Raw genomic sequence first — 18,631 nt, 5'->3', positions numbered from 1 at the left:
AAGATCGGTCACTTGCGTCAATTCAATGCGCTTTATTTAACAGGTAGTCCAATGAGTCTTGATCTTTCTTCAAAGCAATCTTTATGCGTATTACGTCTTTCTGCAATTGGTGATGTATGTCATGCGGTTGCTATGGTACAAGCGATTCAGAGGCAATATCCTCACCTGTTGATAACTTGGGTGGTCGGAAAACTAGAATATCAATTGATCAAACACATTCCAGATGTTGAATTTGTCATCTTTGATAAATCTCAAGGCTGGCGGAGTTATGCTAATTTACGCAAAGCGTTATCCGGACAAACGTTTGATGTTTTATTGCACATGCAAGTGGCGCTTAGAGCGAGCGTGGCCTCATTAATGATTAGGGCAAAAGTAAAAATTGGTTTTGATGAAGCAAGGGCAAAAGAAGGCCAGTGGTTATTTACTAACAGTAAAATAGCGCCGCAGCATCAACCCCATGTTTTAGATGGGTTTATGGGGTTTGCTAAAGCAATCGGTGTTGTTGATATCACGCCTAAATGGTCGATTCCCGTGATGGAAGATGATGTTGAATGGGTGAAAGCACGCTTTCCTGTGGGCAAAGTGCTTGTCATTTGCGCTGCTGCGAGTAAAGCTGAGCGTAACTGGTTACCTGAGCGATATGCTGCAGTGGCAGATTATGCGGTCTTGAAAGGTTACCATGTCGTTTTGTGTGGTGGTCCAACGGCTTTAGAAAAAGCATTAGCTGAGAAAATTGAGTCATCAGCACAACAATCATTGCTTAACTTAGTTGGGGAAACCACGTTATTGCAATTGCTTGAAATCTTAAAGCAAGCGGATTGTGTTTTAGCACCAGATACAGGGCCGGCACATATGGCTACAACTCAAGGGACAAAGGTTATCGGTTTATACGCCCATTCCAACCCTTATCGCACTGGACCTTATCATAGCTTAAACTCAGTGGTGAGTGTTTATGAGCAAGTGATTGCTGAGCAGCATGATACAAGTGTGCCGTGGGGGACTCGAGCAAAAGGTGAAGGGCTAATGCAAGGTATCGCTGTTGAAAACGTTACGGCTTTAATTCCGTAAATTTAATGGTTATGAGTTCATTTGTTGTATAAAAGGTAGTCGAACTCATAACCGTATAGATACTAGATAGTTCTAGAATCGGTATTCGTAGTTACTATGGATAGTTGCTTTTATGTCATCTTTAGTTTCAACAAATTTAGATTGAGATAGTGTGCCACCTAGAGTGACCATGCCTTTTAAAAACGGTTGTCGATAGCTCAATTCAAGTTGTAATAAATCTTCTTTAGGCGTAATAGGAGCCCAACCATTGCGTACTTCCACTCCGTCTTTATTTAGCTGCGCATAACGGAGTAATGAGGTGAGTCCACGGTTTTTACCAATTTGACCTATCAGTCCTATCACATACACCTTCGCGTCACTATCATAAGTGCTACCAAGAGAACGTTGATAGTAACGAGAGCCGCTGCGATATGTACTGTGTTCATAGAAACAGTTGAAATATTCATCACCGACACCGCAGCTTACGACGGTATCTGTGTATTCTAAAAATATTTTATATTGAGAATCGTCAAAAGAAAATCGACTATCTAAGCCAAATAAATAACCGCAATCGGCAATATCTAAAGGCGAACTACCACTTGAGTCTTCGCAGGTTTTTTCGGCGTAAATGCCTATGGGAATGTTGTACCAAGTATCGGCGTAACGAAGATCGAAACCTGCCATTTGATTGCCGAAGTTGGTACACCCTCCTCCAGTATCATTGCGGCAATCTTTCTGACCAGTAACTGATTTAGCCCAAGTTTTCCAATCACATTCTTGTCCTTCACCGCAAAACTGCATCGTCCATGAAAAGCCGATTTCCAATTGGGTAAGTGGTTTTATTGTACCTCTAAAGTTCCAAAGTAATGCGTTAGGGGCAAAGCGCTCTTTTTCAAATAGGCTAAAACCTGTTGTGAGCGTCCATGGTCCCACCCAAGATAGAAGTGGAGTTTCAAATGCTTGTGAATTATCTCGTGTGAGTGCAATAGATGGTAAAGGTCTAGCATTGGTTGATTTATGCAGTGAACTATCAAACCCTGGCCCCCACCACTGTTCAAGTGTGCCTACACTGGCAACCCAGTTGCCGAGTTTTAGAGCAAAATAAGAATCATCAAAGCGAAGGCTCTTGTTGTCTTCAGGTTGATATGATGCGGAAGACGATAATTTAAATGCGGTATACTGAGAGGAGCTTTCGTAAGATGCGGTGACTTCTCCTTGCTCTCGATAATCTGAACCAAAATGTCTAAACCTTGCTTCATCACTGGCGCCTGAAAGCTTTATACGCTTGTTATAACGATCATTAACTGCACTTTTGTAGCGATAATTAACGCGAGAGAAAATGGTGTTAAGTTCAGGTGTTAACTCCGTTGGATCGATGTTTGATAAATCATCTCTTATACCGGACCACATTAGCGGGAAGGTGTTTATCGGGACGGTTATAATTCCTTCGTCCGCGAGGGCTTGGATATCTGCGCGCAAGTAAATATCGGAGCTATCAATCCAAGGTGCAGCTTTTATTAGGCATGGGGCGATAATCAGTAGGGAAGTAATCATTAATTTAATCGTTTTCATAACACGCCTAATGTAAACTGCGAAAGAATGGGTAAACAGTACAATGAGTTGTACTTGATATTGTTAGGATCATATCTGAGCTTCACCTTGATGTCATTATCTGTGTGTCAGTGTTAGTCATTATTTTTTGGTTCGAATGAAAGTTTAATTTTTAGTTAGATACGGAAGTCGATTGTTTTTACCGTTAAGATTTTTGAAGTGAGAAATGAAAGTGAAAAAAAAGTTTCTGTTTATTCCCGTATCTTCAACAAAGGGGATTGGTGAGTATATGCGCTCACTAATTATTGCAGATGAAATAAAAAAAACATGGCCAGATTCTGAGATACGGTTTGTATTAAACCGTCAGGCTAATTATGCAGATAAATGTCCATACCCTGCCGACTTACTTAAGGATACACCGACGAAGCAAGTCAAAGCTGTAAATGATATTTTGGAAAAATATCGACCTAATTTTGCAATTTTTGATGCTTCAGGCCGTCAATCTCAATTGAAAAAAGCGAAACAAATTGGGGCTCATGTCGTGTTTATAAGTCAGCATGAGAAAAAACGTCGTCGTGGAATGAAATGGGGGCGAGCAAAATTAACCGATTTGCACTTTGTCGTGCAACCATGGTTTGTAATGCCAGAGGTTGGCCGGATTAACCAATTAAAACTTAAACTATTGGGTAAATCAGAACCCGAATGCATCGGAGCTGTTTATACGCCCCCTAATCAACAGAAACAACAGCAAATATTGACTCGTTTGCAATTAAAGCAGAATGAATTTGTCCTATTCAGTTCAGGATCTGGTGGACATCGAATTGAGCAGCAACTAGCGGCCGATATATTTTATTTGCAAGCTAAAGAGCTTTTTCATAATACAGGAATCAAAACCGTAATAGTGATGGGACCAAATTATCCGAAGGCAATAGCGCATAATGATGAATTTATTTGTTTGCCTTCAATCGATAATAGTGACTTTATCAACCTATTAGTCGCTTCAAAAGCTGCTGTGTTAAGTGGCGGTGATGCTTTATTGCAATCTATTTCATTAGGCATTCCAACGCTTGCTTGCCCTGTATCAAAGGATCAACCTGCAAGAATCGAAGTGTGTAAAAAGTTGGATTTGATCGTATCAGCGAACGCTCAAGAGCTGGCCAATGGCATAAAATATTTATTACAAGAAAACACTATGGAAGCATTAGCAACAAAAATGAAACAATCATCTTCAACTAATGGTATTCATATATTTATTAAACAGATAACAAACTTAATGACAAATTGAACGATAGTTTGTGGCAAAAAGTGTTAGCAATTAGAGAGTTGTTTCTACAATTTATCTATTAAGCGAATAAAACAAAGTTATAATTGCTTGTTAATACTTACTTGTATTTGTTTTGTTAGAACTGACATTGCGCACATGGAATAGTTATGTGGTTAAGGTTGGATAAGAAATCACTTTTTATCTATGTTTTACTTAAAATTAACCAATATGAACATTTTTACAACGCAAAAATGAGTAACCATTGATTAATTTTGGTTTTTTAATAGATGTGCTCAATGTCAGTTAGAAAAGAATATGGCTATGAGTGGTTGCAAACCACTTTATTTGATAACGGTCATGTAAACTGCGCCACGTTTTTAAAGAGTTTTCGGTGGTTTACTAGGTTTTCTGGTAGAGAGTTTACTTTTGATAAACGTTTGAGTAACAAGGAGAGTGGGTTACTTATTGTCGCTGGTTACCTACCTTGCGTCCACTCAATATCAACTACTGAGCGCATCGAAATTGTGAAATCTACTTCTTAATATGAAATTCTGGAATATCTTTGGGGTGACGCCCTTTGATATTTTGATAAAACGCGTACACCATCGACATGTCTCGCTCTATATTCCCTGTGGTTTGTATCGCGTCAGCAAATACAATCTTTTTATTTTCAAAATCAAACCCAATGCAAACGATGGGGACATTCGCTTTATGGGCAATACGATAAAAGCCCATTTTCCAATGAGTCACAGCTTTGCGGGTGCCTTCTGGAGCTAAAGCTAACTTATATTCATCACGTTGGTTAAATATTGTTACCGCCGTATCCACGAGATTATTATTTTTACGACGATCAACAGGACTGCCGCCTATGGCACGAAACAGCCATCCCCAAGGTGGAATAAATAATGTGTGCTTTCCTAGAAAATGAATTTTTTCACCTAGTGCAGTACGTGCCAATATACCGATAACAAAATCCCAATTACTGGTATGTGGTGCAGCAATCATTACATACTTTTTTGCAGTAGGGCGTGTACCTTTGAATGACCAACCAAGTTGATGAAAAAGCCAAAATGAGAAACGTGTAAGCATGATTAGCCTATAAAGAGAATTCATTAGCTTTATTGATAGCGGGTTTTTATTTGTTTGTCGAACCGAATATTGAATGCCACGATAATTTAACCTAGAAAAATTAGTTTGACGCCTAGAAGTAAGATAAATAACTCAAGTTCAACCGTAGAAGCCATAAAGTGTATTCATCCATTGAGTGAATGCTTGACGTTCGTGAACTGGCTAAAATTACTGCTTGCTGCGTTGTAACTTTTATAACAGACATTGCGCACACGGAATAGTTATGTGGTTAAGGTTGAATAAGAAATCACCTTTTATCTATATTTTACTTAAAATTAACCGATATAAACATTTTTATAACGCAAAAATGAGTAACCATTCATTAATTTTAGGTTTTTAATAGATATGCACAATGTCAGTTATAAGTAGAACCACTACTTACTTCAAGTCACGCCTTGCTATCGAAAATTTTCTCTGCGTTTAAGAACGCCACCAACTGATTTTTATAGGGTTTCGGTAGTTAAATCCTTAACTACCGAAACCCAATTGTCAGCCCATGTTTCTTTAGAACATGCTGAACTGATTGATTGTAATCCATTGTAGGCGAGTTGCTTGGGGAAGTTTAAATCTAATAAACAGTGCATTAGGGCTGATTTTAGTTCAGAGGAAGTTGGTATGACGAGCTGTCCATTGTAGCCGTTAATAATTAAATTGGATAAACCGCCAACATTACTGCTAATAACGGCACAGCCAGAAGACATCGCTTCAATCATTGATAACGAAGTGCCTTCAGAACCCAGGGTTGGAATTATTGCAATATGATGTTGTTGATGAATATCAAAACTTTCTTTTGGAGCGTACTTAATTAAAGTCACTCTTGGTTCATCGGCAAAGAGAGCATCTAAATAGGGTTTAAGTGGACCTTCTCCAGCAAAAGTAAACTCGACATTTCTGTGCTCGGATAACACTTCCTTGATAATTGGGGCTATCAGTTTTATTCCGCGGTAGTCGACAAATCGGCGAGCAATAATTACTTTCAGAGGGCTTGTAGAAGCGTCAATTGACCATTTATCTTTGAAATCTTTTTCAGAAATCTTGTTTTCATAAAAGTTATAGATAACTTTCATTGAATTATTTTTGAGGTTAAACCACGTTCGATACCAATTGATAAAATTATGATCAACACAGACAAGAGTCTTGCTTTTACCTGTGTAAGACAGGTACTTACATTGATTAAGTAAAGAGCTAAAGAATTGTCTTGGTGCACAACTTTGGGTTCTTGGTTTATCCCACGATATACCATGTTGTATCGCGACAGTGTTATATTCAGGCATAGAAACCGCATAGCTGTCAGTAGCGAATATCACAATGTCTTTACGCTTTTTTATACTATTTCGTTGTTTCACCCATCTGACGAGAGAAACTTTTTTTAAGTTTCCTTTCCAAAAGCCAGTTTTTATTCCATGAATGTAATGGTTTTTGCTTTTTATTTCAAAAGGAGTGGCGGCAGGTTGAACAACATGAACTCCCCAGCCTTGTTCGGAAAAAACATCAATCAATGAAAGAATGTAATTTTCGATACCGCCAATGGTTGTCAATTTACCAGTGTTATCGAACATTGAACGATAAATAATATAGATATTAGGCATTGTTATACTCGATAATAGCGTTTAATGATGTCCGAAATCCTTTGGCAAGCTTTCCCATCTCCATATGGATTTGCCGCTTTACCAAATGCATTTGGTTTATCGATAAGTGTGCTAACCTCGGTAACAATTCGGTTGATATCAGTACCAACTATGCGGACAGCCCCAGCATTTACAGCTTCTGGGCGCTCGGTTTTCTCCCTGAACACTAAAACAGGTTTATTCAATGAAGGTGCTTCTTCTTGAATACCTCCGGAATCAGTTAAGATGATATCGGCTAAGTCCATAAGCAAAACGAATGATTGGTAGTCTAATGGTTCAATTAAATGAAAGTTATCTAAATTACCTAGCGTGTCGTAAACAGGCTGTTGAACATGAGGGTTTAAGTGCACAGGGTATACAAGCTCTACATCAGGGTAAGTCTGTGCAATAATTTTGAGTGAAGTACAAATATTTTGAAAACCTGTGCCAAAATTTTCACGGCGGTGCCCCGTAATGAGTATTATTTTCTTATTTTCGAGAGTCGGCAGTATTTTTTGCAGTTGTTGTGCAGGGACAAATCTATTTTTTCTGGTGAACTCAAGGGTTTTGAATAAAGCATCTATCACTGTATTTCCAGTAACGAAGATGTTATTAGTTGAATAACCTTCATTTTTTAAATTTTGTGCCGCAGCATCGGTTGGAGCAAAATGAAGCATGGTTAAGGTTGCGGTCAGCTTTCGATTGGCTTCTTCAGGCCAAGGGGAATGGATGTCTCCAGTCCGCAACCCTGCTTCGACATGCCCAACATCAACCTTTTGATAAAAAGCAGCTAGTGCTGCAGAAAACGATGTTGTTGTGTCCCCATGAACTAAAACTAACTGAGGCTTAAAGTCAGAAATAACCTGACCGACACCTTCAATGATTGCTCCGGTTAACCATTCTAAAGTTTGGTTGGGTTTCATCAAATTGAGGTCATAATCGGGTTTAAGGTTAAAAATTTGCAGGACTTGATCAAGCATATGACGATGTTGAGCAGTAACACAGATTTTAACATCAAGCTCCTTGTTTTCCGTTAGCTTGAGTGCCAATGGACACATCTTTATAGCTTCAGGTCGAGTGCCAAAGATCATGAGGATTTTCAAAATAAACTCCCTAATGTGTTAATGAGCAGTTATTAGTACATCAGTCTATATGACTTACATTTTCTTCATCATGAATGGTGTTTCAACGAAGCTTCCTTACTCATCATCGTTTTGAAATATTAGATTGACGCAGCCCTAACCGCTTGGATTTTCAAACTATCACATTAAAAGTAGTGAACGAGATTGAATTTATGATTTGTCCGTGATCTCCCTCACAAATTGAACCAATACTTTTGAGAGAGTAGCTGTAAACAAGTTTTAACGATCTGTTAGATAATAGCTAATGGTGTTTGTGAGGCTTTTTAATGATAAGCGGTTGTAGGAAGTTTCTTGGACCCTGGCGTAGCAAGCTGGACGTGAATAACAAACCTAACGTGATTGATGACACGAGATTAAGGGAGTCTGGTAAAACGAATAAAGCGCCTATTTTAAACTCAAATAGAGAGCTTAATGATAAGCTGATGATTAAGATAACGAATACTATTAAAGAATTGAAACGACCTAATTTTTTTAATTGAGAGGAAGGTAACAAAGTGGCGGCAAGTAATACAAAAATGACGGCTTGAGGACTCCAATTGTTATAAGCGATAGAAACGGCAAATATTGCAGCACCGAGACGCTCAAAACGGAGTATTACAAATAAAATAGCCAAAAAAGTAATTTGGCTAAATGGGCTCTGTAGTGGTAATGCCGGATGCCCGATTAAATTAGCCAATACTAAGCTTAAAATAATCCATGGAGCACTTTGATCAACGGCGTGTTGAAAACTAAATTGCCATAATGAAGTTGAAGTTGAATGGGGCATAACAGGCATTACGTTGCGATGAATTAAAAACCAATATAAGGCTCCGATACAAATAAAATACACAGTGAGAAAGTCTATTCCTAAAATTATTCCTGTGATAACAATAGCCTCTGGACCTACTAATTTCTGTAACCATGCTGATTTTGGATTATTTGTGTTTGTTCTGAGTCCTAAGGAATAAAAAATTGTCGTTGAAATAAACGCTAACAACAACACCGGTGATAATGTCAAAGCCCAGCGCCAAAACTCTGTCAATAGGTGTGAGTGCTTGTCATGATCATGGGAAATGTTTTCCATACCTAATAATACCAACAATAACCCAATACCCAATAAACTGCCGATTCCAGCATGATACTCATACCGACCTTTTTTATCTTCATGATGTTGAACATGGGGCTGATGCAATACCACGTGAAGGATTGAGCCGGTAACGAAAGCTTGTAAATATACGGTGTTGTCAAGACTGAGTTGAGTAAGTAATTGCTCGCCCACAAAGTAGCCGATAGCCGTAAGCAGCATCATGAAACCGATAACAACGCTGGCCCATTTAGTACCGACTTGAGGTTTCAGTAACCACCAAATGGCAATCCCGACAGGGAGCCTATGAAGTATAATGCCCAGTGCTAATAATGATGAATTCTCAGGTTGGCCAGCAAGGACAAGCGCGCCGCCATCTGTCAAGGTGTGGAGCAGCAACCCCAAAACACCTAAAACAAGCGTGATGTTATGAGTGACTTCAGAGTAACGATGGAATAGTCTCTCGCTCGCTGTCGGCCCCCATAAACCGATTACGATAAAAACTAATGATAGCCATCCGCCATGTTCAAGTAATTCAGGTAAAATGTGAATTAAAACTAAGCCACCCAATGCCACAAAAATAAACCCATCTAAGCCTTTTTGCAGTCCCGTACCCGAGGCAAGAAAACGATAACAAAGTGGCCCTATGAGTAAGGCAATTAAACTGGCGATGAGATAAAGCATGTTTTCTTAGCTGAAAAATGGGCAACGCTGAAGTATATACCTAAAAGCGAAATGAAGGCAGTACTAGCACTAAAATCTATCTGCTTGTATTAAAATGGATTGGTATTAAATCGATTGCCAACAGAAAATTTCAATATTTCACTGAAAGTAAGTTATTGCACACTAAAACACTAAAAACCACCTTCATTTATCATCATTTGAGTATAGAATGAGGTGTTTTCACCTGCTTTGAGTCTAATTCTGTCATGGATATATTTTCTGCCACAGTCATGTTGTTTTTAATTATGGATCCTCTAGGGAACTTGCCGATATTTGCGTCGATTTTACGACATATTGATCCAGCAAAGCGTCGCAAGGTATTAATCCGTGAATTGTTGTTTGCTTTGGCTATCATGATGCTGTTTTTATATGCTGGCGAAGCCATACTCACTTTCTTAAATTTACGTCCAGAATCGGTAAGCATTGCTGGTGGCATCATTTTATTCTTAATTGCACTCAAAATGATTTTTCCCCAACCTGGAGGTGTTGTTGGCTTAGCGGCTGGTGAAGAACCCTTTATAGTACCTATGGCTATACCGCTAATGGCGGGACCTTCAATTTTAGCCACCTTAATTCTACTGGCTCACACTGACAGTTCCCGAATGAGTGACTGGACGATAGCACTTGTACTTTCATGGGCGGCCAGTGCGGTTATTTTGATGTTCTATCAATTGTTCACACGGCTTCTCGGAGAGAAAGGTTTAACAGCCGTTGAGCGTTTAATGGGGATGGTACTGGTAATGATTTCAGTGCAGATGTTGTTGGATGGACTTTCTGACTACTTCAATAAAGTGGCGTAAATAAATTACAAGCAAAAACAATGTTTGAAATATGACCGTTTCTGAATCGAATTGTTTATGATAGCTTATGGATATTGTATTCAAATTGATGGTTGCTATGAAATTTTTACCTCCTCTTTTATTAGGAATTATAGGACTATTTAACACTTTTTTTGCTTTTAGCGCTGAGGTTAATGATTTCAAAAGTCTATTGCCTTATTCCGGCTCTGTTTCAACCATGGAGCCGAGAGATAAGCTCCGTAATTTAGAAATCCCAGCGGTTTATATCGACAAAGGCGCATGGCATGGTTTTCATTTGCCCGAAAAGCACTCCGATTATGGTGGTTTTGTTGGCCCGCTGATCATCGCACAGGAGTTCAGTGTTTATTTCAGTAATAACATACAACAATTACAATTAGTTGATGTGATGTTAGATCGCCCTCGCTCACTCGCTTCGGCGAAGGATAAGCAGATTTTTAGCCAACCAGATCAACTTTCTCAAATGTTTAAATGGGACGACTTAATGGTGAACATATCATTAAGCTTTCTTGATAACCGTAGTGCGATAATAACCACTCAGATACATAATCTAAGCGCTGATAAACAGCAGTGGCAACTGATATGGAAAGGTGCACCTTTCACAAAACACCCCAAATTGGCTGATTACTCATTGGTGAAACAACACCAAATTGAAACTAATACCAGTCGTTGGTCATTGACCCCCATCAATGAACAGTGGCAGTTACTGCTTAATGATGCTGAATATCAAATCCAATTCGAACCTAATATCATTTTAAATCAAGGTGCTGGTTTTAGTTATCATGCGCGTTCAGCAACGATTGAACTCTCACCTAATGAGACTTATCGCACACAGGCCGTACATCAATACTTTCATACACAACATGAGCGTAAACAACATCCAAAAACTGATTTTTCATCGATACCTAAAACGCTGTTAACTCACAAGCGCAATTGGGAAAAAGTAGTACACGATCTACCCAACAATGAGTACGGACGTTTAGCAGCTAAGTCTATAATGACGCTGACTCATAATTGGCGCAGTGCGGCGGGCGCAATAACTCATGACGCTGTCACACCTTCGGTGAGTTTTAAGTGGTTTAACGGCGTGTGGTCATGGGACAGTTGGAAACAAGCGGTTGCTTTAGCACGTTTTAATCCTGAGTTGGCTAAATCGAATATGCTGGCCATGTTTGCTTACCAATTTACTCCAGACGATGCGGTTAGGGCTCAAGATCATGGTAGCGTACCTGATGCTATTTTTTATAATAAAAATGCGGATAGAGGCGGTATCGGCGGCAATTGGAACGAGCGTAATACTAAACCGCCACTTGCGGCATGGGCCGTGTGGGAAATTTACCAACAAACTGGTGATCTTGAGTTTATCAATCAGATGTACCCGAAATTAATGGCTTACCATCACTGGTGGTACCGTAATCGAGATCACAATAATAATGGCTTGGTAGAATATGGCGCTAACCTTCACCCAGCCCATATTAAGGATAGTCGTGCCGATCGAACAGCGATTATTGAAGCCGCTGCGTGGGAGTCAGGTATGGATAATGCCCCGCGTTTTGACGATGCAGAGGATCTGTATATTTTAGAAAATCGCCATAAAGGTGAATTGGTTGGCTATTCAATTTCCCAAGAGTCAGTTGATTTGAACGCCTATCTTTATGCTGAAAAGCATTTTTTGGCGCAAATGGCAGAAATACTGGCAAAACAGGATTCAGATAAAAAGGCAAACTACAAATCGCAAACGCTGGATTGGCGGAAACAAGCCGATAAGTTAGCTGAATTGATCCAGACTCAAATGTTTGATGATAAAACTGGATTTTTTTATGATGTCCGATTTCAAGGTGAACAACGCAGATTATTAGTAGCAAATGGAAAAGGTGTCGAAGGATGGATACCACTATGGGCTGGCGTGGCAACCAAAGTACAAGCTCAAGAAGTGGTTAAGCGTCACTTAAGTCAATCGACATTTAATAGCAAAATACCATTTCCAACCGTCAGTGTAGATAGTCCTAATTTTCTACCTAAGCGTTATTGGCGTGGCCCAGTGTGGTTAGATCAAGCTTGGTTCGGACTAAAAGGAATGCAAAGATATGGTTATGAAGACGAAGCGAAAGCGTTAGCATTACAACTGGTGAGCAATGGGGAAGGAATGCTAGGCAATGGAGTGATCCGAGAAAACTATGATCCTATAACAGGACAGGGCCTGCATTGTAATAATTTTAGCTGGTCAGCATCGGTGTTATTGTTGATTTATCATCAATGGTTAGAGCAAGAGCGTGCCGTCTCGGCCTCCATGTAATTAATGGCAGCCGGTAAAAAGAATTCACACACTTGCATTTCGTGTTGCTTATAAGTGAAAAAACGTCGCCTGCCCCATAAGGAGTCACAAGGCTGATTTATTGAGGTTGATAATTGGCTTACTTTTCCATTTAAAGCCGTGTGGCCAATTTCAATCTTCCCAGGGACAAATTCATGGTGGCTAAACAATAACTGACCTAATGGTTGAGTGCCAAGGCCTTTAAAATCAACTTGAGTTTGTCGTAATAAGGCGGGTGGTATTAATGTACGGGCAAATACCCAAGGCACACCGTCTAATAGCAATAATACTTCTCTTACCCAAAGTGTTGTAGAAATGCTTGACTCATATTGCAAAGAAGGTAATTCTGCCTCCCCAAGCACCTCAACCTGAAATTCGGTACAGCAGGCTTTCAGTTTTTCAGTTAAACTGCCAGTAGCAAGTAACCATTTTGTTAAATTGTCATCCAGTCTACCGATATCTTCAGGTAACGCAGACCAGTTTATGGGTTCGCCAACTGGAAACTGTGGATGAGGCAACGACATGAGCTACTCGCAAGAATATTAATAAACCATAACAGTTTACCATGACCTTGATAACCCATATAGAGTGGTTAGCGAGGAAATAGCTTGAGGAGTTTTAACTAGCATGAAACAGCTTGTATTGGCATTTTTACTCACCTTCACTTCCATTGTGGCCGTGCACGCCGAAGATTCAGCTGTTGATGATTACGCTTATTATGGTTTTGAACCGGATATTGTTACCAATTACCTATCAAATCGTAAAAAACTTGGCTTTGTGCGAGTGAATGTTGAATTAATGGTTCGTGGTAAAGATGATTTATCAATGATTGAGCATCACGAACCTTTACTGCGAGCGGCGATTATTGAAATTCTAGGGAACCAAACGGAAGCACAAATAAAGTCACTGAGTGGTAGGGAAACCATGCGCCAACAGTGCCTTGAAACCGTTAATCAGCTGCTCACTGAGGAAATGGGTAAAAAAGCTGTAGTGAATTTGTTATTTACCAAATACTTATATGATTAAGTGATTGGATTCTGTTTTAATCAAGTTCTTATACCAATTACAGTAATTACCTGATGTGTTGATTTTGTAACTCATTGAAATTGTTCACATCGTCATTCCTGCGAAGGCAGGAATTCAGTCTCTTTATCTTTTTTAGAGCAAAAAGATCGTATCCTTCAGGTAGGATTTTTTAGAATCAATCATTCTAAGGTATTGTCATGCATATCAAAAATTAATTACACATCAGGTAGTAATTGGTATAAGTCATTGCCGTGATAACCCTGCTACTTGGTGAGCCCAACGATAATTGATTTCCGAATTCGTTGTTTCTCTTCGCGAGATAGGTTTGCTTAACTTAACGGAAGCAAGTACTTCGGATGCTAGTCCGTCTTTTGAGTAAACACGAGATTCCAGTGTGTTTTCTTCATCATTTCTGATGAGTTCAAAGTATTGCTTACAGCCAGCTTTACACTCACCCAGCAGATTATTGTGCGCGGCAGTTAAGTCTTCTTCTGTTGAAATAAGCGCCTTTGTTGTTAACAGCTCAAAAAGTGATTCCCATTCACTTTCAAGACGAGAAAAATATTCAGCATGGTTAACAGAAGCTTGAGGTGATGCATTAAGCTCAAATTTTTCAGCTTTAGCTGTTAGGTGGCTCTCTGGATGTGACCAAAAATATTGAGCAGAGATTACTTGTGTATGGCATGGGGCTGTTCTTTGGGGGGGGATCATAGATCGCTTTTTTGGTGTTAAATGAGTTGTGTGTGTTTGATGTGCGCAATAAGGTGGTCGCTGTTGCCATTGCGGACTAATATGGGCTTGTGATTGACTAGAAAAGTGGGCTTCTGGATGCATATTTAAAGTTAATGAACTTAGGCATGATTCCCGCTCAACGTCGCTGATAGGAGCCATGAAGTCGCCTTTAGTTATACGCTCACCAAGAGATGAAACGAATACTTTAACTTTATTATTTTTAGCGTAAAGAATCAGTGAATGGTGGTGAAACTTGTCGCCATCAACTTCTTTAATGCTGGATTCTACTTTCAGTATATTGTGAATTCCATATTTGCAAAGTTTAGCGGCTGTCGCGACAAAGTGTTGTAAGTCTGCTTTTGCACTTTTACCAATAAACGGATCTAAGGTTGAGAAGAAGTCGTTTGGGGTAACACCAAAGCAACTGTAATCTGTTGACATGAGATGAGCTGTTATGTTGCCGACATCTGCAAGCGTTAAAAAGCTATCAGAGCCTTCGGAGGGGCAAGATGCATAAACGACTTGTTGGGAATTTGGAAGGTTTACAATTAATCCAGAGACCGATTGTTTTTGGTGGTAAAAGATTCCAGTCACTGTTCGAGTAATAAAGTTTAGCTTTGAATTTGGTTTTAGGCAGCAGTTTAACTGATGGGCAAGAGTGCAAAGTTCTCTCTCATCAAAATCTTGTTCTAACTTACAGAGTAAGCTTGTAAAAACAGAGTAAGCATCAGGGGTGATTTCATTGATATTTGATTGAATAAAGGTCGTACGAATAACACATGTCGGCTTCATATTTGGATCAAGAATGTTGTTAAATAAATAATCATCGGCGACTCGTTCTTTTTTTAATACAGGAATCGTGATTGATTCTTCCGTCCCATCATCAGTTAAATACAAAGGGATTTTAATAGATAAAGAATGCATGTAAGTACGAGAAAGGTAATGTGTGCCTTCGGGTTGAAACTTAAAATAAATATCTTGCCCTTGTCTTTGGTAATCAGGGCGCATTAAACCGAAAATGTCTTTACACAGTCTTTGTGATAAAAGTAACTCTGTACTTTCAAATAATAATTTAAACTTCTCACGAGCTAAGGCTTTATTCTCGCTATTAAAGCAATCGGCTAGTTTATGTATTGCATTTGATGCGAATGTCTCAGTGCCGTTTTGTTCTCCGATATGAGGAGAATACATTTGCCTGTTTATCTGTGGATAACCACTTAACATCATCCTCTCCCACTGAATTAACTAAAGCTCGTATAAATGAATAGATTGAGTCAATAATTATAGTTGGGTCTGTTGATGTGTAGATGAAGATATACCGCGGGTTAGATGAAGTTCTATTCATTTAAAAACAGGTGAATTATGGTTGTTTATAACCATAATCCTAAATAAATCGGCTGAGTGCGCAGTTTAACTCTAATCTATTGAAATTAAATGCAAAATAAAATAGCTAGAACTGATCCATCAGGTGAGTGCTGAACATTCATATACTTGCTAAAATCACCGCTAGCTGCGTTATAAATTTTGCAAGTAGAAACGAAGTAATACCAATTACAGTAATTAATCTCTCACTCAGCAAGAGATAAAGGTTTTCAGTACAAGGCGCATGTTCGAAGTACTATATTCCCTACGGCCGCCATACAAAACTGGCGTTCAACACACTTAGTGCTTTTGTCGGGATAATTCAAGAAGGTGCAACGCAGTAATGGAAACCTTTAGCCTTGTCCTTCGGGAGCTTGTATGCGCAAAAATTACTTCACAAAATTATCTCAACGTAGATAACTATGTTTTCACCAATTTCGTTTGTACTTTGTGCGCATACATAGCTCTGAGTTGAGCATTTAATTACTGTAATTGGTATAAGGGACGTGGCGGAAGAATGTATACCAATTTTATCGTCACTCCTGCGAACGCAGGAGTCCAGAGTCTTTGGTTAATTTGGGCACAAGTCGCTGGATACCTGCGTTCGCAGGTATGACAAATTAAGCGTTGAAATTTAAAGTGGTATTATTTGAACTGCGACATCCCTAACGACAGTTTTTTATGTCGGTAACCACTACTTGCTGCTATTTATGCCTTGCTATCAGTAATTTTTTCTGCGTATATGAACGCTCCCATCTGATTTATTTAGGATAATTCAGCAAATAGATTAAATCTTAGGGCCAGCTTTTGAAATCAATTCTGAAACCTGATACTGCTTGAAGTTATCATTAAACTCTTTTGCCAGTTGTTGGGCGTAGCCAGCGTATTGCTGCTTATCGCTCCAAGTATTGACTGGGTTTAAAAGTTGTTCGTCTACTCCAGAAACGTTAACAGGGATATCTAAGTTTAATTGTTCAAGGTGTGTAGTATCGACATCATTGAGCTCACCGGAAACAATGGCATCAATAATCGCGCGGGTTGTAGGTATGTCGAAACGTGTTCCTGTGCCATATGGACCACCTGTCCAGCCTGTGTTAACTAAAAACACTTGGCTGCCAAAGCCTGCAATCCGTTCCATCAATAGCTCAGCATAAACACTGGCTGGGCGAGGAAAGAACGGCGCACCAAAGCAAGTAGAAAAGGTTGACTGAATGGCCGCGGTTGAACCAACCTCTGTAGAGCCAACCTTGGCGGTATAACCAGACAAAAAATGAAACGCCGCTTGCTCTTTAGAAAGCTTAGATACCGGAGGCAAAACCCCTGAGACATCACAGGTTAAAAATACGACGGCGCGAGGTTCGCCGCCACGATTGTCTTTTTTACGCTGGGTAACATGCTCGAGTGGATAAGCGGCACGGCTATTTTCAGTTAAACTTGTGTCATCAAAATCAGGGCGACGCTTAGCATCAAGCATCACGTTTTCCAGCACAGTTCCGAACCGAATCGCATCCCAAATAACGGGTTCATTCTTTTGGCTCAAATTGATGCACTTGGCGTAACAACCGCCTTCTATATTAAATACGCCACCAGGTGCCCAGCCGTGTTCATCATCACCAATTAAGAAACGTTTTGGATCTGCGGATAAAGTGGTTTTTCCTGTTCCTGAAAGACCAAAAAATAATGTGGTATTACCATCATGCCCCACATTGGCAGAGCAATGCATAGGTAACACTCCTTTGGCTGGCAGTAAAAAATTCTGCACTGAAAACATAGATTTTTTCATTTCTCCGGCGTACTTCAAACCCGCGAGCAGTACTTTGCGCTCAGCAAAATTTATAATCACCGTGGCCTCTGAATGTGTACCATCACGTTCTGAAATACATTCAAACCCGGGTGCGTTGATAATTTGCCAACTGCCTTTGTTTGCTTTGTTAAACACTTCTGGAACGATAAACATGTTACGAGCGAAAAGTTGATGCCAAGCATATTCTGTGGTGACTTGGACAGGTAAATAGTGCTCTGGATCGGCGCCGACTTCTAATTGCGACACAAAAATATCTTTATTGCTCAGATAATGCTCGACACGCTGCCAAAGCGCGGTGAATTTTTCGGCTGAAAAAGGCTTATTGACATTACCCCAGTCAACTTGATCCTGAGAACTTTCTTCTTGCACAATAAAGCGATCATTTGGAGATCGTCCTGTGCGAGATCCGGTTTGGGCCACTAGGGCACCATTTTCAGTCAATTGACCTTCATTGCGTGCGAGTGAAATTTCGACAAGTTGGGCGGTGGTAAGGTTTGAATAAGTACGACGAGTGGTATCACTCATAACTAAACTCTCCATGTTTGGGGCAAGATGTAAAATTATTTGTCGATCATTAGTGTCGACATTGAGGACGGGCTTATGCCCATGATTATTATTATGTTATTGCGATGATTGTAACTGAACTTAATCTGAAAAGGTGAGATTCTAGTGTCGTTGAAGGAAACAGACTGTTTATCGTGGTGATAGTTAACGACGTGGCAAGTAAAGATATGGCAATCTAATGGGAAGATTGCCATAAACAAAATTGACTATTGTTTTGTTGATTGATGTTTGAACCTAAGGGATCTAGCGATTTAGAAAGTACCAATCTTTGTCATGCCAGCGAAAGCTGGTATCCAGTGACCTTTATAGAAAAAAGGGGCTGTTTATCTTTCGTGCTTATTTTTGCAGCGATAAATTGGTCGTTTTATACAAGACAGAGCTTGTGCGGTTTGGTATTATCGACATACAAAACTGTCGTTACTTCGTTTCCAAATAAGCAAGCGATAACGCAGTAGAAATGACCAATTTACGCTGTCTTAGATGCTT

The 18,631-nt window shown here is 39.6% G+C and carries 13 protein-coding genes; 5 read left to right on the top strand and 8 right to left on the bottom strand.

What is annotated here, in order from left to right:
• The first annotated feature begins 51 nt into the window (after window positions 1-51).
• On the top strand, window positions 52-1,068 hold the full coding sequence (locus tag E2I05_RS20435) for a glycosyltransferase family 9 protein (protein WP_121852287.1): 1,017 nt from the start codon (window positions 52-54) through the stop codon (window positions 1,066-1,068).
• A 72-nt stretch (window positions 1,069-1,140) separates the two neighbouring features.
• On the opposite strand, the gene E2I05_RS20430 is transcribed toward E2I05_RS20435, so the two are convergent.
• A complete protein-coding gene (locus tag E2I05_RS20430) occupies window positions 1,141-2,619 on the bottom strand; it encodes a capsule assembly Wzi family protein (protein WP_121852286.1) in 1,479 nt (492 codons plus the stop codon).
• Between the two features lie 205 nt (window positions 2,620-2,824).
• Between E2I05_RS20430 and E2I05_RS20425 the strand changes: the two genes are divergently transcribed.
• Window positions 2,825-3,883 (top strand): hypothetical protein, encoded by a 1,059-nt coding sequence (locus tag E2I05_RS20425; protein ID WP_121852285.1) that lies wholly within the window; start codon window positions 2,825-2,827, stop codon window positions 3,881-3,883.
• Window positions 3,884-4,393: 510 nt separating this feature from the next.
• Here the strand turns inward: E2I05_RS20425 and E2I05_RS20420 are convergent.
• The 4 genes from E2I05_RS20420 to E2I05_RS20405 form a co-directional block, all read right to left on the bottom strand.
• The gene (locus tag E2I05_RS20420; protein ID WP_121852283.1) at window positions 4,394-4,951 is read right to left on the bottom strand and encodes a lysophospholipid acyltransferase family protein; all 558 of its coding nucleotides are present in this window, start codon (window positions 4,949-4,951) and stop codon (window positions 4,394-4,396) included.
• Window positions 4,952-5,433: 482 nt separating this feature from the next.
• On the bottom strand, window positions 5,434-6,579 hold the full coding sequence (locus E2I05_RS20415) for a glycosyltransferase family 4 protein (RefSeq protein ID WP_121852282.1): 1,146 nt from the start codon (window positions 6,577-6,579) through the stop codon (window positions 5,434-5,436).
• Window positions 6,580-6,581: 2 nt separating this feature from the next.
• The gene (gene wecB, locus E2I05_RS20410) at window positions 6,582-7,700 is read right to left on the bottom strand and encodes a non-hydrolyzing UDP-N-acetylglucosamine 2-epimerase (protein ID WP_121852281.1); all 1,119 of its coding nucleotides are present in this window, start codon (window positions 7,698-7,700) and stop codon (window positions 6,582-6,584) included.
• Between the two features lie 280 nt (window positions 7,701-7,980).
• Window positions 7,981-9,486 carry a ZIP family metal transporter gene (locus E2I05_RS20405; protein WP_121852280.1) on the bottom strand — a complete coding sequence of 502 codons (1,506 nt, stop codon included), beginning with the start codon at window positions 9,484-9,486 and terminating at the stop codon, window positions 7,981-7,983.
• 245 nt (window positions 9,487-9,731) lie between these two features.
• Between E2I05_RS20405 and E2I05_RS20400 the strand changes: the two genes are divergently transcribed.
• Window positions 9,732-10,325 (top strand): YhgN family NAAT transporter, encoded by a 594-nt coding sequence (locus E2I05_RS20400; protein WP_121852279.1) that lies wholly within the window; start codon window positions 9,732-9,734, stop codon window positions 10,323-10,325.
• Between the two features lie 67 nt (window positions 10,326-10,392).
• Window positions 10,393-12,639 carry an MGH1-like glycoside hydrolase domain-containing protein gene (locus tag E2I05_RS20395; RefSeq protein ID WP_243641034.1) on the top strand — a complete coding sequence of 749 codons (2,247 nt, stop codon included), beginning with the start codon at window positions 10,393-10,395 and terminating at the stop codon, window positions 12,637-12,639.
• Here E2I05_RS20395 and E2I05_RS20390 read toward each other — a convergent pair.
• Window positions 12,597-13,181 carry a chorismate--pyruvate lyase family protein gene (locus E2I05_RS20390; protein ID WP_121852278.1) on the bottom strand — a complete coding sequence of 195 codons (585 nt, stop codon included), beginning with the start codon at window positions 13,179-13,181 and terminating at the stop codon, window positions 12,597-12,599. The two genes, E2I05_RS20395 and E2I05_RS20390, sit on opposite strands and share 43 nt — an antisense overlap.
• A 103-nt stretch (window positions 13,182-13,284) precedes the next feature.
• Between E2I05_RS20390 and E2I05_RS20385 the strand changes: the two genes are divergently transcribed.
• On the top strand, window positions 13,285-13,683 hold the full coding sequence (locus tag E2I05_RS20385) for a flagellar basal body-associated protein FliL (RefSeq protein WP_121852277.1): 399 nt from the start codon (window positions 13,285-13,287) through the stop codon (window positions 13,681-13,683).
• Between the two features lie 243 nt (window positions 13,684-13,926).
• Here the strand turns inward: E2I05_RS20385 and E2I05_RS20380 are convergent, their stop codons facing one another.
• Both E2I05_RS20380 and E2I05_RS20375 read right to left on the bottom strand, forming a co-directional pair.
• A complete protein-coding gene (locus E2I05_RS20380; RefSeq protein ID WP_133309824.1) occupies window positions 13,927-15,606 on the bottom strand; it encodes a hypothetical protein in 1,680 nt (559 codons plus the stop codon).
• Window positions 15,607-16,564: 958 nt separating this feature from the next.
• On the bottom strand, window positions 16,565-18,106 hold the full coding sequence (locus E2I05_RS20375) for a phosphoenolpyruvate carboxykinase (protein WP_121852275.1): 1,542 nt from the start codon (window positions 18,104-18,106) through the stop codon (window positions 16,565-16,567).
• Window positions 18,107-18,631: the final 525 nt, after the last annotated feature.

This window comes from Parashewanella spongiae (genome assembly GCF_004358345.1).
In the GTDB taxonomy this organism is placed as follows: domain Bacteria; phylum Pseudomonadota; class Gammaproteobacteria; order Enterobacterales; family Shewanellaceae; genus Parashewanella; species Parashewanella spongiae.
The sequence above is the reverse complement of the archived record's forward strand: the minus strand, read 5'-3'. Positions and strand labels throughout refer to the sequence as shown.